A 26,226-nucleotide genomic window follows, 5' to 3' on the forward strand; every position below is an offset into this window, starting at 1 on the left:
GGTACGACGCACACGCTGGCCCATCCCGCCGAAAGGCAAATGTCAGAGCAAGTATAGATGCGGCAATTCGTTTGACAAGTAAGGGGAAACGGCACCCCCGAACTGGCACCGTTTATCTCGCAATCGTCACGAATCACGTCCGGATGTCGCAGATTCGCACATCCGGGCCGCGACTTCCACCGTGGAACGCCGCGGCCGCATGCGATCCAACGTCAGACGATTTCGAACAGCCCGGCGGCCCCCTGCCCGCCGCCGATGCACATCGTGACCACGACGTATTTCACGCCGCGTCGCTTGCCTTCGATCAGCGCGTGGCCCGTCAGGCGCGCACCCGACACACCGTACGGGTGGCCGACCGCGATCGCGCCACCGTTCACGTTCAGGCGGTCGTCAGGAATCCCGAGCGTGTCGCGGCAGTACAGCACCTGCACCGCGAATGCCTCGTTCAGTTCCCACAGACCGATGTCGTCGACCTTCAGCCCCGCCTGCTTCAGCAGCTTCGGCACCGCGAACACCGGGCCGATACCCATCTCGTCCGGCTCGCAACCGGCGACCGCGAAACCGCGGAACACGCCGAGCGGCTGCAGCCCTTCGCGCTGCGCGACATCCGCGTTCATCACCACGCACGCCGACGCGCCGTCCGAGAACTGGCTCGCGTTGCCCGCGGTGATCACGCCGCCCGGCAAGGCCGAGCGGATCTTCGACACGCCTTCGAGCGTCGTGTCGGGCCGGATGCCTTCGTCGGCCGACACAGTCACGTCCTGCGTGAACAGCCGGCCCGTCGCCTTGTCGGCAATGCCGGCACGCACGGTGATCGGCACGATCTCGTCGTTGAAGCGCCCGGCTTCCTGCGCGGCCGCGGCGCGCAGTTGCGACCGCACGCCGTACTCGTCCTGCCGCTCCTTCGCGATCCCGTAGCGCTTCGCGACGTTCTCCGCCGTCTGCAGCATGTTCCAGTAGATTTCGGGCTTGTGCTCGACGAGCCAGCTTTCCTGGATCATGTGCCGGTTCATCTCGTTCTGCACGCACGAGATCGATTCGACGCCGCCGGCGACATACACGTCGCCCTCGCCCGCGATGATCCGCTGCGCGGCGAGCGCGATCGTCTGCAGCCCGGACGAGCAGAAACGGTTCACCGTCATCCCCGGCACGCTCACCGGCAGTCCGGCGCGCAGCGCGATCTGCCGCGCGATATTGGCGCCGGTCGCGCCTTCGGGGTTCGCGCAGCCCATGATCACGTCCTCGATGCGCGCGGGGTCCAGCTTCGCGCGTTCGAGCGCGGCCGCGACCACGTGGCCGCCGAGCGTCGCGCCGTGCGTCATGTTGAAGGCGCCGCGCCACGACTTCGCGAGCGGCGTGCGTGCGGTCGATACGATTACGGCTTCGGTCATGCGAGTCTCCTTCGGTCCTGCTTCATGTCGGATGGGAATGCGCTACGCCGTCGGGCGCGCGCCAGCGGACGTCACATGCGCGACGCCCGCCGCCTGCATCTGTTGCCATGCGTGCGCGAGCGACCCGTTCAGGTCGATCGCACGGCACGCATCGTTGATCACGGCGGCCTCGAAGCCTGCGGCGCGCGCATCGAGCGCGGACCACGCGACGCAATAGTCGGTCGCGAGCCCGCAACACCACACGCGCTTCGCGCCGAGCTCGCGCAGATAGCCGGCGAGCCCCGTGCGCGTCGTGCGGTCGGCCTCGACGAACGCTGAATAGCTGTCGACCTGCGCGTCGCCGCCCTTGCGGATCACGAGCCTGGCATGCGGAATGTCGAGGTCGCGATGCAGCGCCGCGCCTTTCGTGTCCTGCACGCAGTGCACGGGCCACAGCACCTGCTCGCCGTACGGCAGCGCGAGCGTCGAGAACGGCTCGCGCCCCGGGTGGTTCGCCGCGAACGACACGTGTTCGCGCGGGTGCCAGTCCTGCGTCAGCACGACCTGGTCGAAGCGTTGCGCGAGCGCGTTGATCACCGGCACGACCGCGTCGCCGTCCGGCACCGCGAGCGCGCCGCCCGGCATGAAGTCGTACTGCACGTCGATCACGAGCAACACGTCGTCTGTGCGTTTCATTGCGTTTCTCCTTGCAGGCCCGGCCGTGCCATCATGCGCGGCCGTCAGCCGTTGAACCCGCGCCCGGCCTTGGCCAGTTCGACGATCGACGGCGCGATCTGCCACGCGTCGCCGTTCGGCGCGGCCGCATGGCGGCGGATCGCGCGCTCGACGTTGTAGAGGCCGACCGTGTCCGCGTACAGCATCGGGCCGCCGCGCCACAGCGGGAAGCCGTAACCGGTCAGATAGACCATGTCGATGTCGGACGCCTTCGACGCGATCTTCTCCTCGAGGATCTTCGCGCCTTCGTTGACGAGCGCGAACACGAGCCGCTCGACGATCTCGTCGTCGCCGATCTTGCGCCGCTCGATGCCGCGCTCCTTCGAGTACGCGACGACCATCTCGTCGACGAGCACCGACGGCTTCGCCTTGCGCTCGCCCGGCACGTAGTCGTACCAGCCGCCGCCCGTCTTCTGGCCGAAGCGGCCCTGCTCGCACAGGCGGTCGGCGATCTTCGAGTACTGCAGGTCGGGCTTCTCGACATAGCGGCGCTTGCGGATCGCCCAGCCGATGTCGTTGCCGGTGAGGTCGCTCATGCGGAACGGGCCCATTGCGAACCCGAACTTCTCGATCGCGCGATCGACCTGCGCGGGCAGCGCGCCTTCCTCGAGCATGAAGAGCGCCTGGCGGATGTACTGCTCGATCATCCGGTTGCCGATGAAGCCGTCGCACACGCCGGACACAACCGCCGTCTTGCGGATCTTCCTGGCCACCGCCATCACGGTGGCGAGCACGTCCTTCGCGGTGTGCGCGCCGCGCACGACCTCGAGCAGCTTCATCACGTTCGCGGGGCTGAAGAAGTGCATGCCGACCACGTCCTGCGGACGTTTCGTGAACGCGGCGATCTTGTCGACGTCGAGCGTCGACGTGTTCGACGCAAGGATCGCACCGGGCTTCGCCACGGCGTCGAGCCGGCCGAACACCTGCTCCTTCACGCCGAGCTCCTCGAACACCGCCTCGACGATCAGGTCCGCATCCTTCAGGTCGTCGTAGGACAGCGTCGGCGTGATCAGCGCCATGCGCGCGTCCAGCTTCTGCTGCGTGAGCTTGCCCTTCTTCACCTGCGCGTCATAGTTCTTGCGGATCGTGGCCAGCCCGCGGTCGAGCGCGTCCTGCTTCGTCTCGAGCAGCGTGACGGGCAGGCCCGCGTTGATGAAGTTCATCGCGATCCCGCCGCCCATCGTGCCCGCGCCGATCACGCCGACGCGACGGATCTCGCGCACCGGCGTATCGGTCGGCACGTCGGGAATCTTGCTCGCCGCGCGCTCGCCGAAGAACGCATGCCGCAGCGCGCGGCTTTCCGGCGTCATCATCAGCGCGACGAAGCCCTCGCGCTCGGCGACGCTGCCCTTGTCGAAGCCGTTCAGCACGCCGGCCTCGATCGCGTCGATGCACTTGTGCGGCGCGGGGAAATTCGGCGCGGCGGCCCGCGCGGAATTGCGCGCGAACTGGATGAAGCCCGCGGCGTTCTCGTGGACGATCTTGCGGTCGCGCACGCGCGGATGCGGCCCCTGCTGCGCGCCGACCTTGCGCGCGAACGCGACGGCCGCGTCGAGCAGGTCGCCGTCGGCCATCTCGTCGAACAGCCCGCTGTTCGCAAGCTGCTCCGACGGCACCGGCGCGCCCGACACGATCATGTTCAGCGCGGTTTCGAGGCCCACCGCACGCGGCAGGCGCTGCGTGCCGCCCGCGCCCGGCAGCAGGCCGAGCTTCACTTCGGGCAGCGCGACCTGCGCACCCGGCGCCGCGACGCGATAGTGCGCGCCGAGCGCGAGCTCCAGGCCGCCGCCCATCACGACGCTGTGCAGCGCCGCGACGACCGGCTGCGCGCTCGCCTCCACCGCGCGGATCACGGTGTGCAGCGTCGGCTCCTGCAGGGCCTTCGGCGTATTGAATTCGGTGATGTCGGCGCCGCCCGAGAACGCGCGGCCCGCGCCGGTCAGCACGATCGCCGTGACCGACGGATCCTGCGCGGCGCGATCCAGCGCGTCCATGACGCCCTGTCGCGTCGACAGGCCGAGCCCGTTGACGGGCGGATTGTTGAGCGTGATGACGGCCACGCCGTCGCGAGTCGAGTAATCCACTGCCATCTGCCTGCCTCCATGCATCGCGCGCCGGGGTGGCTGCGCTTCATTGTGCGCGGTCGAACGGCCGCATGTCCGGATCGAACGGAGGCAGCATACAACAAAAAAGCACGGTCGTTCAATTTGATTTTTTCCCGATCCGGGGGCCGGATCGGGCGACCGTGCGGCAGGCCGTCGCCGGCCGCGGCTTAGGGCGCGCAGGCTGCCGTCGGCAGCACGTAGTCGCGGAACGTCTCGCGCAGCTTCAGCTTCTGCAGCTTGCCGGTCGCGGTGTGCGGCAGCGATTCGACGAACACGACGTCGTCGGGCACCCACCACTTCGCGACCTTGCCTTCGTAGAACGCGAGCAGCGCGTCGCGGGTCAGGTTCGCCCCCTCGCGCGGCACCACGATCAGGAGCGGTCGCTCGGTCCATTTCGGGTGCGCGCACGCGATGCACGCAGCCTCGGCGACGCCCGGGTGCGCGATCGCGACATTCTCGATGTCGATCGAGCTGATCCACTCGCCGCCCGACTTGATCACGTCCTTGCTGCGATCGGTGATCTGCAGGAAGCCGTCGGGGTCGATCGTCGCGACATCGCCAGTCGGGAACCAGCCGTCCGACAGCGGCGACGCATCGCCCTTGAAGTAGTGATCGATCACCCAGGGCCCGCGCACCTGCAGTTCGCCGAACGCGACACCGTCCCACGGCAATTCGCGGCCGTCCTCGCCGACAATCCGCATGTCGACGCCGCAGATCACGCGCCCCTGCTTCTCCAGCAGCCGGCGCTGCGCGTCGAGCGGCCGCTGCGACTGCGCCCAGTTCAGCTTCGCGAGCGTGCCGAGCGGCGACAGCTCGGTCATCCCCCACGCGTGGATCACGCGCACGCCGTATTCGTCCTCGAACGTGCGCAGCATCGCGGGCGGGCACGCGGAGCCGCCGATCACCGTGCGGTTCAGCGTCGAGAAGCGCACGCCGGCCTCGCGCATGTAGTTCAGCAACCCGAGCCATACGGTCGGCACGCCCGCGGAGAACGTCACGCGCTCGGCCTCCATCAGTTCGTACAGCGACTTGCCGTCGAGGTCCTTGCCGGGCAGCACGAGCTTGCCGCCCGTGAGCGGCACCGCGTACGGCAGCCCCCACGCGTTCACATGGAACATCGGCACGACGGGCAGCACCGCGTCCAGCGCAGACAGGTTCATCGCGTCGGGCAGTGCGGCGCCGTAGGCGTGCAGCACCGTCGAGCGATGCGAATACAGCACGCCCTTCGGGTTGCCGGTCGTGCCCGACGTGTAGCACAGGCCCGATGCCTGCAGCTCGTCGAGGCGCGGCCAGTCGTAGCGGCCGTCCTCGGCGTCGACGAGCGTTTCGTAGCACAGGTACGGCGTTGCGCCCGACGGCAGGTGCGCGGCGTCGGTCATCGCGATCCAGCCCTTCACGTGCGGACACTGCGGCGCGAGCGCGTCGACGAGCGGCGCGAAATTGATGTCGAAGAAGACGTAGCGGTCTTCCGCGTGATTGACGATGTAGGCAATCTGCTCGGGAAAGAGGCGCGGGTTGATCGTATGGCACACGGCACCCATCCCGCCGATCCCGTAATACGCCTCCAGATGCCGGTAGCCGTTCCAGGCCAGCGTGCCGACGCGGTTGCCCGATTCGACACCGAGCCGTGCGAGCGCCTGCGCGAGGCGCTTCGCGCGTTGTTCGCAGTCGCGGTACGTGTAGCGATGCAGGTCGCCTTCCACGCGCCTCGACACGATCTCCGTGTCGCCCGCATAACGCGCGGCGTGCGCGATCAGCGACGACACCAGCAACGGCATGTCCATCATCTGGCCCAGCAACGGCTTACCCATCGTCTTGTTCTCCCTGAAGGACGCGAATCGGTGACCAGCCTCGAAGCGGTGCGCCAGCTTGCGGCCCGTCCACGGCCCGGACAAGCCTGGCGCCGGGCGCGCGGGCCGCCATGCGGGCGGCGCGGCGCCGCCTTACAATATCGGCTTACCCAGAGGCGCTCAACATGTCGTTTTCCCGAAGCGCAGCCGATACGGCTGACACTCTCCCCGACCTCGCCGCCACGCTCGGCATGCCCGCCGTTGGCGCGTTCGTCACGCTCGGCGACGCGTTTCATACGCGGCTGCCGGCCGCGCCGCTACCCGCGCCATACGTCGTCGGTTTTTCCGACGAAGTCGCGCAGTTGCTCGGCCTGCCGGCATCGCTCGCGGCGCAACCCGGATTCGCCGAGCTGTTCGCCGGCAACCCGACGCGCGACTGGCCCGCGAGCGCGATGCCGTACGCGTCGGTGTATTCGGGTCACCAGTTCGGCGTGTGGGCCGGCCAGCTTGGCGACGGCCGCGCGCTGACCATCGGCGAACTCGCCGGCACCGACGGCCAGCGCTACGAACTGCAGATCAAGGGCGGCGGCCGCACGCCGTATTCGCGGATGGGCGATGGCCGTGCGGTGCTGCGTTCGTCGATCCGCGAATTCCTGTGTTCGGAAGCGATGCATCATCTCGGCATTCCGACCACGCGCGCGCTCACGGTGGTCGGCTCCGACCAGCCGGTGGTGCGCGAGGAGATCGAGACGTCGGCCGTCGTCACGCGCGTGTCGGCGAGCTTCGTGCGCTTCGGCCATTTCGAACACTTCTTCTCGAACGATCGCCCGGACCTGCTGCGCCAGCTCGCCGATCACGTGATCGAGCGCTTCTATCCCGCATGCCGCGACGCCGACGATCCGTACCTCGCGCTGCTCGAAGCCGCGACGCTGCGCACGGCCGACCTCGTCGCGCAGTGGCAGGCGGTCGGCTTCTGCCACGGCGTGATGAACACCGACAACATGTCGATCCTCGGCGTGACAATCGACTACGGCCCGTTCGGCTTCGTCGACGCGTTCGATGCGAACCACATCTGCAACCACTCGGACACGAGCGGCCGCTACGCGTACCGGATGCAGCCGCGCATCGCGCACTGGAACTGCTACTGCCTCGCGCAGGCGCTGCTGCCGCTGATCGGGCTGCAGCACGGGATCGCCGACGACGATGCGCGTGCCGAGCGCGCGGTCGACGACGCGCAGGCCGTGCTCGCGAAGTTTCCGGAACGCTTCGGCCCCGCGCTCGAACGCGCGATGCGCGCGAAGCTCGGCCTCGAGCTCGAACGCGAGAACGACGCCGAGCTCGCGAACAAGCTGCTCGAAACGATGCACGCGAGCCATGCGGACTTCACGCTGACGTTCCGCCGGCTCGCGCAGCTGTCGAAGCACGACGCGAGTCGCGACGCACCGGTGCGCGACCTGTTCATCGATCGCGACGCGTTCGACGCGTGGGCGAACCTCTACCGCGCGCGGCTGTCCGAGGAGACGCGTGATGACGCGGCCCGCGCGGCCGCGATGAATCGCGTGAACCCGAAATACGTGCTGCGCAACCATCTGGCCGAAGTCGCGATCCGGCGCGCGAAGGAAAAGGATTTTTCCGAAGTCGAACGACTCGCGCAGGTGCTGCGCCGGCCGTTCGACGAACAACCGGAACATGAAGCGTATGCGGCATTGCCGCCCGACTGGGCCGGGTCGCTCGAAGTGAGCTGCTCGTCGTGACCCGCACGACCCGACCGACCGATCAGGAGAACTCCCACATGTCACACGATTCCGACGATAAAACCTTCCCTTACCAGAAGGACGACGCCGAGCTGCGCCGCCGGCTCACGCCGATGCAGTACGAGGTCACGCAGCATGCGGCGACCGAGCGCGCGTTCACCGGCGAATACACCGACACCGAGGACGCCGGCATCTACAAGTGCGTCGTCTGCAGCACGCCGCTGTTCGAGTCCGGCGCGAAATTCCATTCGGGCTGCGGCTGGCCCAGCTACTTCAAGCCGCTCAACAGCGAGGTGATCGACGAGAAGATCGACCGCTCGCACGGAATGGTGCGCGTCGAGGTCCGCTGCAACCATTGCGGCGCGCATCTCGGCCACGTGTTCGAGGACGGCCCGCGCGACCAGACCGGTTTGCGGTACTGCATCAATTCGGCTGCGTTAAACTTCGAGTCCCGACCCGAAAACGAATGAGCGGCACCGGACGGATCGGTCGGACAGCCTTCCCGGCTGCCCCGATCCCGGACGGTGGCGCCTGGCGGGTCCCCACAACGGTGAAAGGCCGCGCGATGCGGCCTTTCACGCAGCTGCGAGCGCCATGAAATTCCTGTTCGATCTGTTTCCGATCATCCTGTTTTTCGCCGCCTTCAAGGTCTGGGGCATCTTCACCGCCACCGCTGTCGCGATCGTCGCGACGCTGGCCCAGGTCGCGTGGGTCGCCTTCCGGCACCGGAAGGTCGACACGATGCTGTGGGTCAGTCTCGGTGTGATCGTCGTCTTCGGTGGTGCCACCCTCGTCCTGCATGACGAGAAATTCATTCAATGGAAACCGACTGTGCTGTACTGGCTGTTTGCGATCGGGCTGTTCGCCGCACGCTATGCGTTCGGCAACAACCTGATCGAGAAGATGATGGGCAAGCAGCTCACGCTGCCGCACCCCGTGTGGGACAAGCTGAACGTCGCGTGGGCGCTGTTCTTCGCGGTGCTCGGCCTCGCGAACCTGTACGTGGTGCACAACTACACCGAATCGCAGTGGGTGAACTTCAAGCTGTTCGGCACGACGGGCGCGATGGTCGTGTTCATCATCCTGCAGAGCCTGTGGCTCACGAAGTACCTGAAGGACGAGTGACATGACCGACACCTTTCTGAACGCCTCGCCCGACGAGCGCATCGCGCTGATCGAAGCGCGCCTGACCGCATCGCTCGCGCCGCTGTCGCTCGCGGTGCGCGACGATAGCGCGCAGCACGCAGGCCACGCCGGCGCGGCCGCCGGCGGCCACTACACGGTGACGATCGTATCCGCCGCATTCGCGGGCAAGCCGCGCGTCGCGCGGCACCGGCTGGTGTATGATGCGCTCGCTGATGCGATGCAGCGCGGCATTCACGCGCTCGCGATCGTGGCTTATACGCCCGAAGAATTCAACGAATCTTCAATCTAGTCTCAACAGGAATTCCCGATGATCCTGAAATCCCCCCGCCTGTGGGTCGCGGCGGCTGCTTTTGCAGCGGCACCGGCATTCGCCCAGAACATCGCTGTCGTCAACGGCACGCCGATTCCGAAGTCGCGCGCCGATGCGATGGTCGCGCTGCTCGTCCAGCAAGGCCAGGCCGACAGCCCGCAACTGCAGCAGGCCGTGCGCCAGGAACTCGTGAACCGCGAAATCCTGATGCAGGAAGCGATCCGCGAAGGCATCCCGAACCGCCCGGACGTGAAGGCGCAGGTCGCCGTCGCGCAGCAGACGGTCGTGCTGCGCTCGATGATCGAGAGCTTCCTGAAGAAGAACCAGCCGACCGACGCGGAAGTGAAGGCGCGCTATGACGATCTCGTGAAGGGTGCCGGCGGCAACCGCGAGTATCACCTGCACCACATCCTCGTCGACAGCGAGCAGCAGGCGAAGGACCTGATCTCGAAGATCAAGGCCGGCGCGAAGTTCGAGGATCTGGCGAAGCAGTACTCGAAGGATCCGGGCTCGGGCAAGAACGGCGGCGACCTCGACTGGTCGGACCCGAAGGCGTACGTGCCGGAATTCGCGGCCGCCGCGCAGAAACTGCAGAAAGGCCAGATGACCGACGCGCCGGTGAAGACGCAGTTCGGCTGGCACATCATCCGTGTCGACGACATCCGCGACATCGCCCCGCCGCCGTTCGACCAGGTGAAGGCGCAGATCGCGCAGCAGCTCGTGCAGCAGAAGCTGCAGGCGTTCGAGGAAGGCCTGCGCCAGCAGGCAAAGATCCAGTAACGTCGGCGACGATCGCCCACGCAAAGGCCGCTCCCTGGAGCGGCTTTTTTTACGCATGCCTCGCGGGTCAGCCGGTCCACACGGCGGCCGCACAAAGAAAAAGCCGCTTCAAGGCGGCTTTTCAGAACTACGCGATCTCGTACGGGCGGCGCAGCGAACCGCTATGCCGGATGGAACGCATCGTGGAAGCGGACCTCACCCGACGGCCGCGGCGCGGCCTCGTCGAACGGCAGCACGAGGAAATACCCGGGCGGCGCATCCGCGAACACGAGATCGCCGGACGGCACGAAGCCGAAACGCGCGTAGTACGCGGGATCGCCAAGCACGACACAGCCGCGCGCACCGAGCCGGCGCAATGCGTCGAGCCCCGTGCGCACGAGCCCCGCACCGATGCTCTGGCGCCGGCATTCGGGCCGCACCGCGAGCGGCGCGAGCCCGTACCACGCGTGGCGACCGGCCGGCTCGCCGCCGATCGAGACCGGCGAGAACGCGACGTGACCGATCACGCGCTCGTCGCGCTCCGCGACGAGCGACACGCTGAGCACACCCTCCGCACGCAGCGCGTCGACGATCTGCCGCTCGAACTGCCCGTGCTGCGGCTCGTCCGCGAACGCTGCCGCGATCACGCGACCGATCGCATCGACGTCGCTCGCGCGTTCGTCGCGCAGCGTGACGATCTCGACCGGTGCGTGCGGATCGAACATCAGCCGATCCAGCGGCGTGCGTTACGGAACACGCGCATCCACGGGCTCGCTTCGCCCCAGCCTTCCGGATGCCAGCTCATCGTGACCGTGCGGTGCACGCGCTCCATGTGCGGCATCAGCACCGAGAAGCGGCCGTCGGCCGTCGTGACCGACGTGATGCCGGCCGGCGACCCGTTCGGGTTGAACGGATAACGCTCGGTCGCTTCGCCGCGGTGGTCGACATAGCGCATCGCGACCGCGACGCGATCGATGTCGCCCTGCTGCGAGAAATCCGCATAGCCTTCGCCGTGCGCGACCGCCACCGGAATCCGCGAGCCTTCCATCCCCGCGAAGAAGATCGACGGCGACTTCTCCACTTCGACGAACGAGAAGCGCGCCTCGAACTGCTCGGACTTGTTGCGCGTGAACTTCGGCCACGCTTCCGCGCCCGGGATCATCGACGCGAGGCTCGACAGCATCTGGCAACCGTTGCAGATGCCGAGCGCGAACGTGTCGGGACGCGCGAAGAAGGCCGAGAACATGTCGGCAAGGTTCGCGTTGAAGCGGATCGTCTTGGCCCAGCCTTCGCCGGCACCCAGCACGTCGCCGTACGAGAAGCCGCCGCACGCCACCGCGCCCGCGAAATCGGCGAGCGTCGCACGGCCGGCCAGCAGGTCGCTCATGTGCACGTCGTGCGCGTCGAAGCCCGCGCGGTCGAACGCATATGCCGTTTCGAGGTGCGAGTTCACGCCCTGCTCGCGCAGGATCGCGACGCGCGGGCGCGCGCCCGTCGCGATGAACGGCGCCGCGATGTCGTCGGCCGGATCGAAGGTCAGCACCGGCGAGAGGCCCGGATCGGCCGCGTCGAGCAGCGCGTCGTATTCGGCGTCCGCGCACGCGGGGTTGTCACGCAGGCGCGCGATGCGCCAGCTCACTTCGCCCCATGCGCGATGCAGTTCGGCGCGCGGCGCGTCGAACACCTTCTTCGCGTCGCGGTACACCTCGATCACGTCGCGATCGTTGACCGTGCCGATCACGTGCGAGCACGCCGACAGGCCGAACTCGCGCAGCGCGCCGAGCACCGCGTCGCGATCGGTCGCGCGCACCTGCACGACGGCGCCGAGCTCTTCCGAGAACAGCGCGCGCAGCGTGCGATCCTCGCGACGGCCGCTCGTCTGCTTCGCCCAGTCCTTCGCGTCGCCGTAGTCCGATTCGTGGTTCGGGTCGAGCGTCAGCATGTCGACGTTCAGCGACACGCCCGCGTGACCCGCGAACGCCATTTCGCACACCGTCGCCCACAGGCCGCCGTCCGAACGGTCGTGGTACGCGAGCAGCTTGTCTTGCGCATTGAGCGACTGGATCGCGTTGAAGAAGCGCTTCAGGTCTTCCGGATCGTCGACGTCCGGCGTCGCGTCACCGACCTGCTGCGTGACCTGCGCGAAAATGCTGCCGCCCATCCGGTTCTTGCCGCGGCCGAGATCGATCGCGATCAGCACGCTGTCGCCCGCGTCGGCGATGCGGCGCAGTTGCGGCGTCAGGTGACGGCGCACGTCCTCGACCGGTGCGAACGCGGAGATGATCAGCGACACCGGCGACACCACTTCCTTCGCGACGCCCTGCTCGTCCCACTTGGTCTTCATCGACAGCGAGTCCTTGCCGACCGGGATGCCGATCCCGAGCGCCGGGCACAGCTCCATGCCGATCGCCTTGACCGTGTCGAACAGTGCGGCGTCCTCGCCGGCCGTGCCGCACGCGGCCATCCAGTTCGCCGACAGCTTCAGCTTGTCGAGCGACGCGATCGGCGCGCTCGCGATGTTCGTGATCGCCTCGCCGACGGCCATGCGGCCCGATGCCGGCGCGTCGATCACCGCGAGCGGCGTGCGCTCGGCCATCGTCATCGCCTCACCCTTGAAGCCTGCATAGTCGAGCGCGGTCACCGCGCAGTCGGCCACCGGCACCTGCCACGGGCCGACCATCTGGTCGCGCACCGACGTGCCGCCGACCGAACGGTCGCCGATCGTGATCAGGAACGACTTGCTGCCGACCGTCGGGTGCTTCAGCACGTCGACCACGACTTCCGACAGCGCGATGCCCGTCACGTCGACCGGCGCGCGCTCGGTCGCGACGCGCGTGACGTCGCGGTGCATGCGCGGCGGCTTGCCGAGCAGCACTTCCATCGGCATGTCGACCGGGAATGCCTCGATGCCCGTTGCCTCGTCGTCGACGAGCTTCAGCTCGCGTTCGTCGGTCGCGACACCGACCACCGCGAACGGGCAGCGCTCGCGTGCGCAGATCGCCTCGAAGCGCGGCAGGTCGGCCGGCGCGATCGCCAGCACGTAGCGCTCCTGCGCCTCGTTCGACCAGATTTCACGCGGCGACAGGCCCGATTCCTCGAGCGCGACCTTGCGCAGTTCGAAGCGTGCGCCCTTGCCCGCGCCGTCGACGATTTCGGGGAACGCGTTCGACAGGCCGCCCGCGCCGACGTCGTGGATGCTCAGGATCGGGTTTTCCGCGCCGAGCTGCCAGCAGCCGTTGATCACTTCCTGCGCGCGCCGCTCGATTTCCGGGTTGCCGCGCTGCACCGAGTCGAAGTCGAGTTCGGCCGTGTTCGCGCCGGTCGCCATCGAGCTCGCCGCGCCGCCGCCCATGCCGATCCGCATGCCGGGGCCGCCGATCTGGATCAGCAGCGAGCCGGCCGGCACGTCGTGCTTGTGCGTGTGTTGATCCGCGATGTTGCCGAGGCCGCCCGCGATCATGATCGGCTTGTGATAGCCGCGCACCTGGCCGTCGACGTTCTGCTCGTACACGCGGAAGTAGCCGCCGAGGTTCGGACGGCCGAATTCGTTGTTGAACGCGGCGCCGCCGAGCGGGCCGTCGATCATGATCTGCAGCGGCGACGCGATGCGGTCCGGGCGGCCGTACGGGCCGTGCGCATCGTTCGGGTTGCGCTCGCTGAGCGGCTGCGCCGCGTCGCGTGCGTTTTCCCACGACTGGCGTGCGTCCGGCAGGTCGAGGTTCGACACCGTGAAGCCGGTCAGGCCGGCCTTCGGACGCGCACCGCGGCCCGTCGCGCCTTCGTCGCGGATCTCGCCGCCCGCGCCGGTCGCCGCGCCCGGGAACGGCGAGATCGCCGTCGGGTGGTTGTGCGTCTCGACCTTCATCAGCGTGTGCGTGAGCTCGGTGTGGCGACCATAGCGTTCGCCCGGCTCGCCGGCCGCGCCCGCGCCCGCGTTGCGCGGGAACCAGCGCTCGGCTTCGGCGCCGACCATGATCGACGAGTTGTCCGAATACGCGACGATCGTGCCTTGCGGGCTCAGCTTCTCGGTGTTGCGGATCATCGCGAACAGCGACATGTCCTGCGCTTCGCCGTCGATCGTCCACTGCGCGTTGAAGATCTTGTGGCGGCAGTGCTCGCTGTTCGCCTGCGCGAACATCATCAGTTCGACATCGGTCGGGTTGCGTTCGAGCTTGCGGAACGCGTCGACCAGGTAGTCGATCTCGTCGTCGGCGAGCGCGAGGCCCAGCTCGACGTTCGCACGCTCGAGCGCGGCGCGGCCAACGCCCAGCACGTCGACGGTCGCCAGCGGCTTGGCCGGCAGTTCGTCGAACAGGTGCTTCGCGTCGTCGCGCGCGGCGACCACGCTTTCGGTCATCCGGTCATGCAGCGCGGCTGCCACCGCGGCGCGTGCGTCGTCGGACAGCGCCTTCTTGCCGCCGAGCAGGCCCGACTTCAGCGTGACCGTGAATTCGACGCCGCGTTCGATGCGGCGCACCTGCGTGAGGCCGCAGTGCTGCGCGATGTCGGTTGCCTTGCTCGCCCACGGCGAAACCGTGCCGAAGCGCGGCAGCACGACGAAGGTCTCGGCCGTCCCTTTTTCGGCCGCCGGCTCGAACGGCGCACCGTAGTGCATCAGCGCGTCGATGCGTGCGCTGTCGTCCGCCGACAGCGGCTCGGCCGCATTAACGAAGTGCAGGAACTGGCCGCGCACCGCGACGATGTTGGCGTCGATTTGCCTGAGCGTGTCGAGCAGACGGGTTTGACGGAAATCGGAGAGGGCCGAAGCGCCGGGAAAACACGAGAAGTGAGCCATGGGCTGGACTGACGTCGATGAGTCGCGCGAGGTGGCGACGTGGGGCGAAAGGAAGGCCGTAATTATACCCGGAAGTCGGTCGTCCCAGACCGGCTGATCCGCACCCGTCACGCACCGCGACGGTGCACCGGCATCCGCCGCGCACAATCGCCCGCCAGACCGATGCGCGCGGCCGCGGCGGAGGATGGCCGCACGACGGCGGAATCGGATGGGATCGCGTGACGCCGGTTTGCGCGATTTTGGCGCTATCATTCCCGGTTCACCGGGCCGGGGGTCCGTCAGCGAATTCTCACCGGGCGGCATGCACGCCGCCCGTCATCGAAGCAATCCATGGATGTCATCGTCATCGGCGGCGGAATCAGCGGCGTCGCCACCGCCTACCAGCTTCGCGCGGCCGGCCATCGCGTGTGCGTGGTCGAACGCCACGCGACCGTCGCGCAGGGCGCGACCTACGGCGACGGCGGCACGCTGCTGCCGAGCCCGCTCGACGTCTGGTTCGGCCCGACTTTCATGCGCCAGCGCCAGCCGCGCGACACCGGCATCGTCTACAAGCCGGGCTTCAACGGCGGCGTGCGCCGCTTCGTCAAGCAGCTCGCCGCGCTGCGCGAGCCCGACGCATTCGCCACGCAGTATGCGCGGCTGCGCCCGCTGATCGACGCATCGCGCGAGTCGCTCGCCGACATCGAGGCGCGCTTCCAGCTCGAATTCGAGCAGAAACCCGGAATCCTGCATGTCGTGCGCGACCCGCGCGACTGGGAAGCGCTGCAGCCCGCGCTCGACCTGCTGCGCACGCTTGACCAGCCGTACCGGGTGCTCTCGGCCGACGAATGCGCGGCACTCGAGCCGTCGGTGCCGGCCGAGCCCGGTTTCGCCGGCGGCGTGCTGCTCGAGAGCGAGCGCACCGGAAACTGCCCGCTGTTCGCGAAACTGGTCAAGCAGACACTCGACGAGCACGGCGTGCAGTTCCGCTTCGGCGCGGACGTGGCCGCGATCCGCATCGACACCGGCCGCGCCGCGGTCGAGCTCGCGCCGCCGGCCGGCGGCCGGCGCGCGACGAAAGCGCACGAGGTCGACGTGATTTCGGCCGACGCGATCGTGGTCGCGGCCGGCGCCGGCAGCCTGCCGCTGCTGGAGCGCCTCGGCTGGCAGCTGCCGCTGCATCCGGTTCGCGCGCATACGCTGACCGCCCCGGTCGCGTACGAAGAACATGCGCCGCACCTGAGCGTCGTCGATTCGATCAAGCGAATCTCGATCACGCGCACCCACCAGCGGCTGCGCGTCGGCGGCGGCGCCGTGCTGCAGAGCGTCGCCGACACCGCGAAGCCGCTCCCCGAGCCGCTGTCCGAGGCCGCGCTCGCGCTGCTCGGCCAGGCCGTGCACGACTGGGTGCCGGGCGCGGCGAAGATTTCCGCCGCGCTGTCGTGGCAAGGCACGCAACTGCTGTCGCCGGACGGCCTGCCGGTCGTCGGTCCGACCCCGCATCCGCGCGTGTTCGTCAACTTCGGTCACGGTCCGGCCGGTTGGGGCCTCGCGTGCGGGTCTGCTAAAGTGGTGACAGACTGTCTGGCCGGCGACACGCAGCAGTGGCCCGCCGACACGCTCGCCGCGCTGAGCGCCGCGCGCTTCACGACCTGACCGCCGCGGGCCCTTCCCGGGGCGGCGCCCTTCCGCCGCCATGACCCCGCGATGACGAATACCCGACCGCTTCCCGACTCCGCCCCGCTCGCGCTGCTGCGCGTCGCCGACCTGCGCGCGGCCGAGGCCGCCGCGACCGCCGTACTGCCGCCGCACACGCTGATGGGCCGCGCGGGCACCGCCGCCGCGCGCTGGCTGTCCGAACGGGTCGCCGGCGACGATCGCCCGGTCTGGTTCGCCGTCGGTCCCGGCAACAACGGCGGTGACGCGCTGGTGGCCGCCGCCGAGCTGCAGCAGCTCGGCGTCGCGACGCAGGCCTGGATGCCCGTGCCGGTCAAGCCGGACGATGCACAATGGGCGCTCGGCCTCGCGCGCGCGGCCGGCGTGCCGCTGTCGACCGAACCGCCCGCATCGCTCGACGATTACGCGTGGGTCGTCGACGGACTGTTCGGCATCGGCCTCGGTCGCGCACTCGACGGCCCATTCGCCGCCCAGGCCGCGCGCATCGCCGCGCATACCCGAAGCGGCGGCCGCGTGCTCGCGCTCGACGTGCCGAGCGGACTGGACAGCGACACGGGCCGGATCGTCGGTGCGGGTATCGCCGTCGCCGCGACGCACACACTCACCTTCATCGGCGCGAAGCCGGGCCTTTACACCGGCGACGGCCGCGACCTCGCCGGCGCGATCGACATCGCGTCGCTCGACGTCGCACCGCGCGCCGCGCCGGCCATCGTGCTGAATGCACCGGCACGATTCGCCGACGCATTGCCCGCCCGCGCATTCGCGTCGCACAAGGGCACGTTCGGCAGCCTGGCGGTGCTCGGCGGCGACACCGGCATGTGCGGCGCGCCGATCCTCGCCGCGCGTGCCGCGCTGTTCGCGGGTGCCGGCAAGGTGCATGTCGGCTTGCTCGGCGCCGGCGCGCCGCCGTACGACCCGCCGTTTCCCGAACTGATGCTGCATCCCGCGGACAGCCTCGACCTCGATGCGATGTCCGCGATCGCGGCAGGCTGCGGCCTCGGCACGCGCGAGGCCGCGGCCACCCTCGTGCGCGACGCGCTCACGCACGATGCCGCGACGCTGCTCGACGCCGACGCGCTGAACCTCGTCGCGACGCACGCCGACCTCGCGGCCGCCGTTGCCGCCCGCGGCGCACGCGGCCATGCGTGCGTGCTGACGCCGCATCCGCTCGAGGCAGCGCGGCTGCTCGGCAGCGATACCGCGACGGTGCAGCACGATCGGCTGGCCGCCGCACAGACGCTGGCCGCGCGCTACGCGAGCATCGTCGTGCTGAAAGGTTCGGGCACGGTGATCGCAGCACCCGACGGCCGCCTGACGATCAATCCGACCGGCAATGCGGCGCTCGCCACCGGCGGCACCGGCGACGTGCTCGGCGGCCTGATCGGCGCGTTGCTCGCGCAGCGCGTCGCACCGTACGAAGCCGCGCTTGCGGGCGTGTACCTGCACGGCCTCGCGGCCGACACGCTGACCGCGCACGGCACGGGACCGGCCGGCCTCACCGCGGGCGAGCTCGCGCCGATGGTGCGCACGCTGATCAATCGCCTTTTTTACCCGTCGCCGCGCGCCGACATGTAACGCCGCTATACTGAGTGCCCCCGCCGCACGGCGGGCCCGCTCGTCCGCCGGCCTTCCGATCCCGATGCGCCGGCGCGGCATTCCTCCCGATTCACGCTTCACTCGAACCGCCATGACGCTGAATTCGCTCCCCGCCTGGACTGCCCTTCAATCCCACTTCGAACAGATCCGCCATGCGCGGCTGCGCGACTGGTTCGCGCCGGAAAACGACCGCGCGCCGACCCGTGCCGAACGCTTCACGGTCCCGGGCGGCGGTCTCGCGGCCGACTTCTCGAAGAACCGCGTCAACGACGACACGCTGCGCCTGCTCGTGCAGCTGGCCCGCGAAGCGGGCGTCGAGGCGCGCCGCGACGCGATGTTCGCCGGCGAGATCGTCAACCCGACCGAAGGCCGCGCCGCGCTGCACACGGCATTGCGCGCGACCGACCCGTACGCACCGTTCCATGCGCAGGTCAGCGCCGAGCGCGCGAAGATGGCAACCTTCGCGCGCGCCCTGCGCAGCGGCGCGTGGACCGGCTACACCGGCAAGCGCATCCGCCACGTGATCAACATCGGCATCGGCGGCTCGGATCTCGGACCGAAGATGGTCACGCACGCGCTGCACCACGTCGCGACGCCTGACATCTCGACCCACTTCGTGTCGAACGTCGACGGCGCCGATCTCGCACGCGTGCTCGAACAGGTCGCCCCGGAAGAAACGCTCGCGATCATCGTGTCGAAGACCTTCACGACGCTCGAGACGATGACGAACGCACGCTCGCTGCGCGACTGGTTCGTCGCGCGCGGCTGCCCCGAGCACGCGCTCGCGAAGCACTTCGTCGGCGTGTCGGCCAACCCGGCCGAAGTCGTGAAGTTCGGCATCGCCGCGGACAACGTGTTCGAGATGTGGGACTGGGTCGGCGGCCGCTACTCGCTATGGTCGGCGGTCGGCCTGTCGATCATGCTCGCGATCGGACCCGAGCAGTTCGACGAACTGCTCGCCGGCGCGAACGACATGGACCGCCATTTCCGCGACGCGCCGCTCGAGCGCAACCTGCCGGCGCTGCTCGGCCTGATCGGCATCTGGTACCGCAACTTCTTCGGCTCGCAAAGCTACCTCGTCGCACCGTATTCGGAAGCGCTGCACTACCTGCCGTCGTACCTGCAACAGCTCGAGATGGAAAGCAACGGCAAGTCCGCGCGCCTGGACGGCACGTTCGTCGACTACCCGACGTCGGCCGTCACGTGGGGCGAGCCGGGCACCAACGGCCAGCACGCGTTTTTCCAGATGCTGCACCAGGGCCCGACGATCGTGCCGATCGACTTCATCGCGGTGCTGACGCCCGAGCATCCGCTCGCGAGCCATCATCCGAAGCTGCTCGCGAACTGCTTCGCGCAGAGTGAAGCGCTGATGCTCGGCCGCACGCTCGACGAAGCGCGCAAGGTCGCCGGCCCCGGCAAGGAAGCGCTCGCGCCGCACCTGACGTTCCCCGGCAACCGCCCGACGACGACGCTGCTGGTGGATGCGCTGACGCCGCGCACGCTCGGCGCGCTGATCGCGCTCTACGAGCACAAGGTGCTGGTGCAGGCGACGGTGTGGGACATCAATCCGTTCGACCAGTGGGGTGTCGAACTCGGCAAGATTCTCGGCAAGGTCGTCGAAGCCGACCTGTCGGCCGAGTCGGTCGATCCCGCGAAACACGATTCGTCGACGACCGCGCTGATCGAGCGCGCGCGTGCGGCGCTCAAGCGCTGACGCGACAACGTCGAACGCGTGCCGGCCGCCCGGTGCGATCCACCCTGTGCGGCCGGCAAGCATTCAGTCTCGCGCTATACCGCGTGCGGTGCGACGATGCGTCCGGCGTCGATGGTGACCGTCGTCGCGCAGCGTCGCGCGAGTTCGACATCGTGCGTGACGAGCACGAGCGTCGCGCCGTGCGTGCGGTTCAGCTCGAACATCAGGTCGATGACCGCGTGGCCCGTGGCCGCATCGAGGCTGCCGGTCGGTTCGTCGGCGAACAGGATCGCCGGATGCGTGACGAACGCGCGCGCAAGCGCGACACGTTGCTGCTCACCACCCGACAGCAGTTTCGGATAATGCGCGGTGCGCTCGCCGAGACCGACCTGCACGAGCAGCGCGCGGGCGCGATCGGCCGCGTCGCGGGCACTGATGCCGCCTTGCAGTTCGAGCGGCAGCATCACGTTCTCGAGTGCCGTCAGGTGCGGCATCAACTGGAACGACTGGAACACGAACCCGACTGCGCCGTTGCGCAGCGCGGCGCGCTCGTCCTCGTCGAGCTGATCGAGCGCGCGGCCGAGCAGGCGAACCGTGCCGCTCGTTGCGCTGTCCAACCCGGCAAGCAGGCCGAGCAACGTCGATTTGCCCGACCCGGATGCGCCGACGATCGCGAGGCTGCTGCCGGGCCGCACGGCGAGCGTGATGCCGTCGAGGATCGTCAGCTCGCCCGTTGCGTCGGCAACCCGCTTGCACACGTCATGGACTTCGATGATCGGATCGGTAATCTTGAACATGGACACGACATTCCGCTGGAAAAGGCGCGCGGCGCTCGCCGCGCTGCTGGGCACCCTGGCCGCAACAACCATGCCCGCAAGCGCCGCGACGGCGGCGACCCCGACGTCGGGCCAGCCCGCGCTCGTCGTGCTCGGCGACAGCCTGTCGGCCGAATACGGGCTGCCGCGCGACACCGGCTGGGTTGCGCTGCTGCGGCAACGGCTCGCGACCGAGCGAATCGATTATAGCGTCGCGAACGCGAGCGTCAGCGGTGACACCACGAGCGGCGGCCGCGCGCGACTGCCCGCGGTGCTGCAGCGGCTCAAGCCATCGATCGTCGTCGTCGAGCTCGGCTCGAACGACGCGCTGCGCGGCGTGCCGCTCGCGACGACCGAGCAGAACCTGCGCAGCATCATCGCCGACGCGCGGCAGGCGCGCGCGAAGGTCGTGCTGGTCGGCATGTACGTGCCGCCCAACTACGGACCCGACTACACGCAGAAATTCCATGCGGTCTATACGCGGCTGTCGAAGGAACTTGGCGTACCGCTCGTACCTTTCCTGCTGGCCGGCATCGAGAACAAGCCGGAGATGTTCCAGTCGGACCAGATGCATCCCGCGCAGCAGGCACAGGGCATCCTGCTCGACAACGTCTGGCCGGCGCTGAAGCCGCTGCTCGGCAAGCCGCGCGGCTGACCTCGCGACTCGCCACCGCCGGCAAGCAAAAAGCCCCGCTTCGAGCGGGGCTTCTTGTTGCTGCGTGCGAAACCATAAACGGCGCTTCGCTTAGTTGTCGCTTGGTTGCTGCTTAGTTGCCGCCGTCCTGCGACTGGCTCTGCGTGGTGCCGTACAGCTTCACCTTCGAGCGGTCGCGCAGCGCCGCGAGATACGCTTCGCCTTCGCTTTGCGCTTCAACCTGTGCCATCTGCTGCTGCGCGGCCGCGAGCTGCTGCGGATCGACGGCCGTACCCGCGATCACCGCGTTCACGCGATAGATCGCGTAGCCGTCCGCACCGAGATCGACACCGACATACGCCGGCAGCGTCTTCGCATCGACCTTGTAGACGGCGCTCAGCGCCGCCGGCGTCAGGCCCTGCGACTGCGTGCGCGACACCTTCTGCGCGGCCGTGAAGCCATCCGCCGACTTCGATTTCTGCAGTTCGGCCAGCTTCGCCGCGCCGTCCTTCTTCGCGAGTTCCGCGGCCTGCTCGGCGACGACCTTCTGTCGCACTGCGTCCTTGATCGTGTCGAGCGCCGGCACGGCAGCCGGCTTGTAGTCGGTCACGCGCGCCGAGATCAGCGTGTTGTTGCCCACGTCGATCGCCTGCGTGTTGTTCTGGTTCTTCACCGAGTCGTTCGCGAACACGGCGGCGAGGAACTTCGGATTGTTCAGCGGGCTCGTCGGCGGCAGTTGCGGATTCGGCGTCGGCGTGACGGTAGCCGTCTGGATCGTCAGCTTGTACTTGTCGGCGGCCGGCTGCAGCGTCTTCGCCTTTTCATACACGGTCGACGTGAAGCCTTCCGCGTTGTCCGAGAACGCCTTCGCTGCGTACTGCTGCTTCAGGTCGACTGCGATCTGGTCCTTCACGTCCGCGAACGGCTTGACCACCGACGGTTTCGCTTCCGTCGCCTTCAGGATGTGGAAGCCGAGGTCCGATTGCACGATACCGCTCACGTCGCCCTGCTTCAGCGCGAACGCGGCATCGTCGAACGCCTTGCCGCCCGCGGTCGAGCCGCGCGTGATGAAGCCGAGATCGCCACCCTTCGCTGCCGACGGCGCGTCCTGCGAGCTCTTCTGCGCGATCTGCGCGAACTGGTCCGGATGCGCCTTCACGTCGGCCAGCAGCTGCTCGGCCTTCGCCTTCGCGGCCGCCTTGTCGGCCGCGCTTGCGTCGCTCGCCGCGGCGATGAAGATGTGGCTCACGCGCACCTGCGCTTCCGAGCGGAAGTGCGTCGGGTTGTCGTCGTAGAACTTCTTGATGTCCGCATCGGTCGGCTGCGCGCTCGCGGCGGCCGCTGCCGGCGAATAGACGAGATACTGGATCGTCGCGGTTTCCGGCGTCGCGAAGCGCTGCTTGTGCGCGTCGTAATACGCGGTGAGCTGGGCGTCGGTCGGCTGCACCTTCGCCGCGTAGTCGCTCGTCTTCAGCACGAGCGCCTGCACTTCACGCTGCTGCGCGGCCAGTTCCGACAGGCGTTGCGCCGGGCCCTTCGGCGTGAACGCGCTCGCGACGATGCTTGCGGGAATCTGCTGCAGCGCGAGGCTGTAGCGCACGCGCTCCTGATACTGCTCGGGCGTCATCCCCTGGAACGACAGCAGCTGCGCATAGCGCTGGACGTCGATCGAACCGTCGGGCTTCTTCAGCGACGCGATCATCGGGTCGCTCATCAGCGCATCGCGCACGGCATTGTCGGATGCGGTCAGGTGCAGGCGTTGCGTCTCGTCGGCCAGCACGCGTTGCTGGATCAGGCCGTCGAGCACTTGCTTGCGATGTTCGGGTGTGTCGAACGCCTTGATGTCGAACTGCCCGCCGAGCGCCTGGCGTGCCTGGTCGATCTGCTGACGGAACGCGCCGTCGAATTCGACCCGCGTGATCTTGTGCCCGTTGATCGCCGCGACGTTCGCGCTGTCGTCGAAGAAGCCGCGGAAACCTTGGATCCCGACGAAACCCAGCCCCGGCAATACGATCAGGAGCAGGAGCGCCATCATCAGGCGCTGGTGATTACGGAAGAAATCGAGCATGCGTGACGGGAAAATTGGACAAAACGTCCGATATTACAACATACGGGGTGGCACGGGAGAAAAGCAGGTGTGCAACGGACGGGCGCAACCGACGATACAAATGAAAAAGCCCGCACGAGGCGGGCTTCTTCATTTTCTGGCGGAGCGGACGGGACTCGAACCCGCGACCCCCGGCGTGACAGGCCGGTATTCTAACCGACTGAACTACCGCTCCTTGGTCTGGCTGAATCGGGAAACTGGTGGGTGCTGAGGGGTTCGAACCCCCGACCTACGCCTTGTAAGGGCGCCGCTCTACCAGCTGAGCTAAGCACCCGTTTCCGATTCGTTCCGGCTGCGATCTGCGTTTCGGCATCAACAACCAGCGAGCCCGCAAGTTTAATTCATCCCCGATCATTTTGCCAAGCCCATGCGCAAAAATTTTTAACGCGCTGCTCGACACTCGACACCGACGCATAAAAAAACCCGCGGACACGCCGCGGGTTTCGCGAACAACCGTCAGCGACGGCGCTCAGGTTCTCAGTGCTTGACGACTTCCGTCGAGCCGGCATCCTTCGCCGCCTCGCCGACCGGGGCCGCAGCCTTCGCCTCTTCTTCCGGCGGCAGCGGGGTCGGCGTACGTTCGAGCGCGAGCTCGAGCACCTTGTCGATCCAGCGGACCGGCACGATCTCGATCGCGTTCTTCACGTTGTCCGGAATGTCCGCGAGATCCTTCACGTTCTCTTCCGGAATCAGCACGAGCTTGATGCCGCCGCGATGCGCAGCCAGCAGCTTTTCCTTCAGCCCGCCGATCGGCAGCACTTCGCCACGCAGCGTGATCTCGCCCGTCATCGCGACATCGGCACGCACGGGGATCCCCGTCAGCACCGACACCAGCGCGGTCGTCATCGCACCGCCGGCGGACGGACCGTCCTTCGGCGTCGCGCCTTCCGGCACGTGGATGTGGATGTCCTGCTTCTCGAACGCTTCGTCCTTGATGCCCAGACGGCGCGAACGCGAGCGCACGACCGAACGCGCAGCCTCGACCGACTCCTTCATCACGTCGCCGAGCGAACCCGTGCGGATCACGTTGCCCTTGCCGGGCATCACCGCGGCTTCGATCGTCAGCAAGTCGCCGCCGACCTCCGTCCACGCGAGGCCCGTCACCTGACCGACCTGGTTTTCCTTCGCCGCGAGGCCGAAGTCGTACTTGCGCACGCCGAGGAACGTATCGAGATTCTCGCCATCGACCTTGATCGCGCCCGATGCCTTCTTCAGCAGCAGCATCTTCACGACCTTGCGGCAGATCTTCGACACTTCCCGCTCGAGCGAACGCACACCGGCTTCGCGCGTGTAGTAGCGGATGATGTCGCGGATCGCCTGCTCGGTGACGTCGACCTCGCCGTCCTTCAGCCCGTTGTTCTTCTTCTGCTTCGGCAGCAGGTAACGCTGCGCGATGCTGACCTTCTCGTCTTCCGTGTAGCCCGACAGACGAATCACTTCCATCCGGTCGAGCAGCGGCGGCGGGATGTTCAGCGAGTTCGACGTCGCGACGAACATCACGTCCGACAGGTCGAAGTCGACCTCGATGTAGTGGTCGGCGAACGTATGGTTCTGTTCCGGATCGAGCACTTCGAGCAACGCCGACGACGGATCGCCGCGGAAATCCATGCCCATCTTGTCGACTTCGTCGAGCAGGAAGAGCGGATTGCGCACGCCGACCTTCGCGAGGCTTTGCAGGATCTTGCCCGGCATCGAGCCGATGTACGTGCGGCGGTGACCGCGGATCTCGGCTTCGTCACGCACGCCGCCGAGCGCCATCCGGACGAACTTGCGGTTCGTCGCACGGGCGATCGACTGGCCGAGCGAGGTCTTGCCGACGCCGGGGGGCCCGACGAGGCACAGGATCGGTGCCTTGACCTTGTCCACGCGCTGTTGCACCGCGAGATACTCGAGGATGCGTTCCTTCACCTTCTCGAGGCCGAAGTGATCCTCGTCGAGCACCTGCTCGGCGTTCGACAGGTCGTTGTTGACCTTGCTCTTCTTGCGCCACGGCAGGCCGATCAGCGTGTCGATGTAGTTGCGCACGACGGTCGCTTCCGCCGACATCGGCGACATCAGCTTCAGCTTCTTGAGCTCGGCGTCGGCCTTCTTCTTCGCTTCCTTCGGCATGCGCGCGGCGTTGATGCGCTTCTCGAGTTCCTCGAGATCCGCACCCTCTTCGCCTTCGCCCAGTTCCTTCTGGATCGCCTTGACCTGTTCGTTCAGGTAGTACTCGCGCTGGCTCTTTTCCATCTGGCGCTTCACGCGCCCGCGGATGCGCTTTTCGACCTGCAGGATGTCGATCTCGGCTTCGAGCTGCGCGAGCAGGTGCTCAAGGCGCTCGATGACCGGGAACATCTCGAGGATGTGCTGCTTCTGGTCGAGCTTCAGCGGCAGACGCTCGGCGATCATGTCCGCGAGGCGACCGGCTTCGTCGATGCCCGACAGCGACGTGAGGATCTCCGGCGGGATCTTCTTGTTCAGCTTCACGTACTGGTCGAACTGCGACACGATCGCGCGGCGCAGCGCTTCCGTTTCCGCGCTGTCGGCGTGATCGGGCTCGAGCGGCATCACTTCGCAGGAGAACTGCGTCTCCTGTTCTTCGATCGACAACGCCTTCGCACGCTGCAGGCCCTCGACGAGCACCTTCACGGTGCCGTCCGGCAGCTTCAGCATCTGCAGGATGTTGGCGATACAACCGACCTCGTACATGTCCTTTTCGGTCGGTTCGTCCTTGGCCGCGGTTTTCTGGGCGACGAGCATGATGTGCTTGCCGCCTTCCATCGCTGCTTCGAGGGCCTTGATCGATTTCGGCCGGCCCACGAAGAGCGGAATGACCATGTGCGGGAAAACGACGACGTCCCGCAGCGGAAGCAGCGGGAGCGTGATGCGTTCCGGCGGGAGAAGTTGGGTGCCTGACATTTCATTTCCCCATGAGTGGAATCAATTGTTCGGTAATTGAGGCCGCCACAACGAATTGCA

General features: G+C 67.8%; 18 protein-coding genes and 2 tRNA genes. 9 read left to right on the top strand and 11 right to left on the bottom strand.

What is annotated here, in order from left to right; genetic code table 11:
* Nucleotides 1-212: 212 nt before the first annotated feature.
* The 4 genes from DIE06_RS14050 to DIE06_RS14065 all read right to left on the bottom strand — a co-directional run bounded on the left by DIE06_RS14050 (nucleotide 213) and on the right by DIE06_RS14065 (nucleotide 6,021).
* Entirely contained in the window at nucleotides 213-1,391 is a 1,179-nt protein-coding gene (locus DIE06_RS14050) for an acetyl-CoA C-acyltransferase (RefSeq protein WP_124661921.1), read from the bottom strand.
* A 42-nt stretch (nucleotides 1,392-1,433) separates the two neighbouring features.
* Nucleotides 1,434-2,066, bottom strand: a complete 633-nt coding sequence (gene pncA, locus DIE06_RS14055; protein WP_124661922.1) for a bifunctional nicotinamidase/pyrazinamidase — start codon at nucleotides 2,064-2,066, stop codon at nucleotides 1,434-1,436.
* A 44-nt stretch (nucleotides 2,067-2,110) separates the two neighbouring features.
* Entirely contained in the window at nucleotides 2,111-4,195 is a 2,085-nt protein-coding gene (locus tag DIE06_RS14060) for a 3-hydroxyacyl-CoA dehydrogenase NAD-binding domain-containing protein (protein WP_124661923.1), read from the bottom strand.
* A gap of 182 nt (nucleotides 4,196-4,377) precedes the next feature.
* The gene (locus tag DIE06_RS14065) at nucleotides 4,378-6,021 is read right to left on the bottom strand and encodes a 3-(methylthio)propionyl-CoA ligase (RefSeq protein WP_124661924.1); all 1,644 of its coding nucleotides are present in this window, start codon (nucleotides 6,019-6,021) and stop codon (nucleotides 4,378-4,380) included.
* Nucleotides 6,022-6,185: 164 nt separating this feature from the next.
* Between DIE06_RS14065 and DIE06_RS14070 the strand changes: the two genes are divergently transcribed.
* From DIE06_RS14070 to DIE06_RS14090, 5 genes are all read left to right on the top strand, one after another.
* The gene (locus tag DIE06_RS14070; protein WP_124661925.1) at nucleotides 6,186-7,754 is read left to right on the top strand and encodes a YdiU family protein; all 1,569 of its coding nucleotides are present in this window, start codon (nucleotides 6,186-6,188) and stop codon (nucleotides 7,752-7,754) included.
* A gap of 38 nt (nucleotides 7,755-7,792) precedes the next feature.
* A complete protein-coding gene (gene msrB, locus DIE06_RS14075) occupies nucleotides 7,793-8,224 on the top strand; it encodes a peptide-methionine (R)-S-oxide reductase MsrB (protein ID WP_124661926.1) in 432 nt (143 codons plus the stop codon).
* Nucleotides 8,225-8,348: 124 nt separating this feature from the next.
* Nucleotides 8,349-8,879 (top strand): septation protein A, encoded by a 531-nt coding sequence (locus DIE06_RS14080; RefSeq protein ID WP_124661927.1) that lies wholly within the window; start codon nucleotides 8,349-8,351, stop codon nucleotides 8,877-8,879.
* Nucleotide 8,880: 1 nt separating this feature from the next.
* Nucleotides 8,881-9,189, top strand: a complete 309-nt coding sequence (locus DIE06_RS14085; RefSeq protein ID WP_124661928.1) for a BolA family transcriptional regulator — start codon at nucleotides 8,881-8,883, stop codon at nucleotides 9,187-9,189.
* A gap of 18 nt (nucleotides 9,190-9,207) precedes the next feature.
* Complete coding sequence (locus DIE06_RS14090) at nucleotides 9,208-9,990, top strand: peptidylprolyl isomerase (protein WP_124661929.1); 783 nt, start codon at nucleotides 9,208-9,210, stop codon at nucleotides 9,988-9,990.
* Between the two features lie 161 nt (nucleotides 9,991-10,151).
* On the opposite strand, the gene DIE06_RS14095 is transcribed toward DIE06_RS14090, so the two are convergent.
* Nucleotides 10,152-10,694 carry a GNAT family N-acetyltransferase gene (locus tag DIE06_RS14095; RefSeq protein ID WP_124661930.1) on the bottom strand — a complete coding sequence of 181 codons (543 nt, stop codon included), beginning with the start codon at nucleotides 10,692-10,694 and terminating at the stop codon, nucleotides 10,152-10,154.
* A complete protein-coding gene (gene purL / locus DIE06_RS14100; protein ID WP_124661931.1) occupies nucleotides 10,694-14,764 on the bottom strand; it encodes a phosphoribosylformylglycinamidine synthase in 4,071 nt (1,356 codons plus the stop codon). Before purL ends, DIE06_RS14095 begins: the two co-directional genes overlap by 1 nt.
* Before the next feature lie 330 nt (nucleotides 14,765-15,094).
* On the opposite strand from purL, the gene DIE06_RS14105 reads away from it, so the two are divergent.
* The 3 genes from DIE06_RS14105 (at nucleotide 15,095) to pgi (ending at nucleotide 19,730) form a co-directional block, all read left to right on the top strand.
* A complete protein-coding gene (locus DIE06_RS14105; protein ID WP_124661932.1) occupies nucleotides 15,095-16,399 on the top strand; it encodes an FAD-dependent oxidoreductase in 1,305 nt (434 codons plus the stop codon).
* 51 nt (nucleotides 16,400-16,450) lie between these two features.
* Nucleotides 16,451-17,995 (top strand): NAD(P)H-hydrate dehydratase, encoded by a 1,545-nt coding sequence (locus DIE06_RS14110; RefSeq protein WP_124661933.1) that lies wholly within the window; start codon nucleotides 16,451-16,453, stop codon nucleotides 17,993-17,995.
* A gap of 112 nt (nucleotides 17,996-18,107) precedes the next feature.
* Complete coding sequence (pgi, locus tag DIE06_RS14115; protein WP_124661934.1) at nucleotides 18,108-19,730, top strand: glucose-6-phosphate isomerase; 1,623 nt, start codon at nucleotides 18,108-18,110, stop codon at nucleotides 19,728-19,730.
* A 74-nt stretch (nucleotides 19,731-19,804) separates the two neighbouring features.
* Here pgi and DIE06_RS14120 read toward each other — a convergent pair whose 3' ends face one another.
* Nucleotides 19,805-20,506 (bottom strand): ABC transporter ATP-binding protein, encoded by a 702-nt coding sequence (locus DIE06_RS14120; protein ID WP_124661935.1) that lies wholly within the window; start codon nucleotides 20,504-20,506, stop codon nucleotides 19,805-19,807.
* Here DIE06_RS14120 and DIE06_RS14125 point away from each other — a divergent pair.
* Entirely contained in the window at nucleotides 20,505-21,179 is a 675-nt protein-coding gene (locus tag DIE06_RS14125; RefSeq protein ID WP_124661936.1) for an arylesterase, read from the top strand. The genes DIE06_RS14120 and DIE06_RS14125 overlap by 2 nt on opposite strands.
* Before the next feature lie 112 nt (nucleotides 21,180-21,291).
* On the opposite strand, the gene DIE06_RS14130 is transcribed toward DIE06_RS14125, so the two are convergent.
* The 4 genes from DIE06_RS14130 to lon all read right to left on the bottom strand — a co-directional run bounded on the left by DIE06_RS14130 (nucleotide 21,292) and on the right by lon (nucleotide 26,166).
* A complete protein-coding gene (locus DIE06_RS14130) occupies nucleotides 21,292-23,226 on the bottom strand; it encodes a SurA N-terminal domain-containing protein (RefSeq protein WP_124661937.1) in 1,935 nt (644 codons plus the stop codon).
* 137 nt (nucleotides 23,227-23,363) lie between these two features.
* Nucleotides 23,364-23,440 (bottom strand) — tRNA-Asp (locus DIE06_RS14135).
* Nucleotides 23,441-23,463: 23 nt separating this feature from the next.
* Nucleotides 23,464-23,539: transfer RNA gene (locus DIE06_RS14140), tRNA-Val, on the bottom strand.
* Nucleotides 23,540-23,742: 203 nt separating this feature from the next.
* Complete coding sequence (gene lon, locus DIE06_RS14145) at nucleotides 23,743-26,166, bottom strand: endopeptidase La (protein WP_006760949.1); 2,424 nt, start codon at nucleotides 26,164-26,166, stop codon at nucleotides 23,743-23,745.
* Nucleotides 26,167-26,226: the final 60 nt, after the last annotated feature.

Source organism: Burkholderia sp. Bp8998 (assembly GCF_003854235.1).
Lineage (GTDB): Bacteria > Pseudomonadota > Gammaproteobacteria > Burkholderiales > Burkholderiaceae > Burkholderia.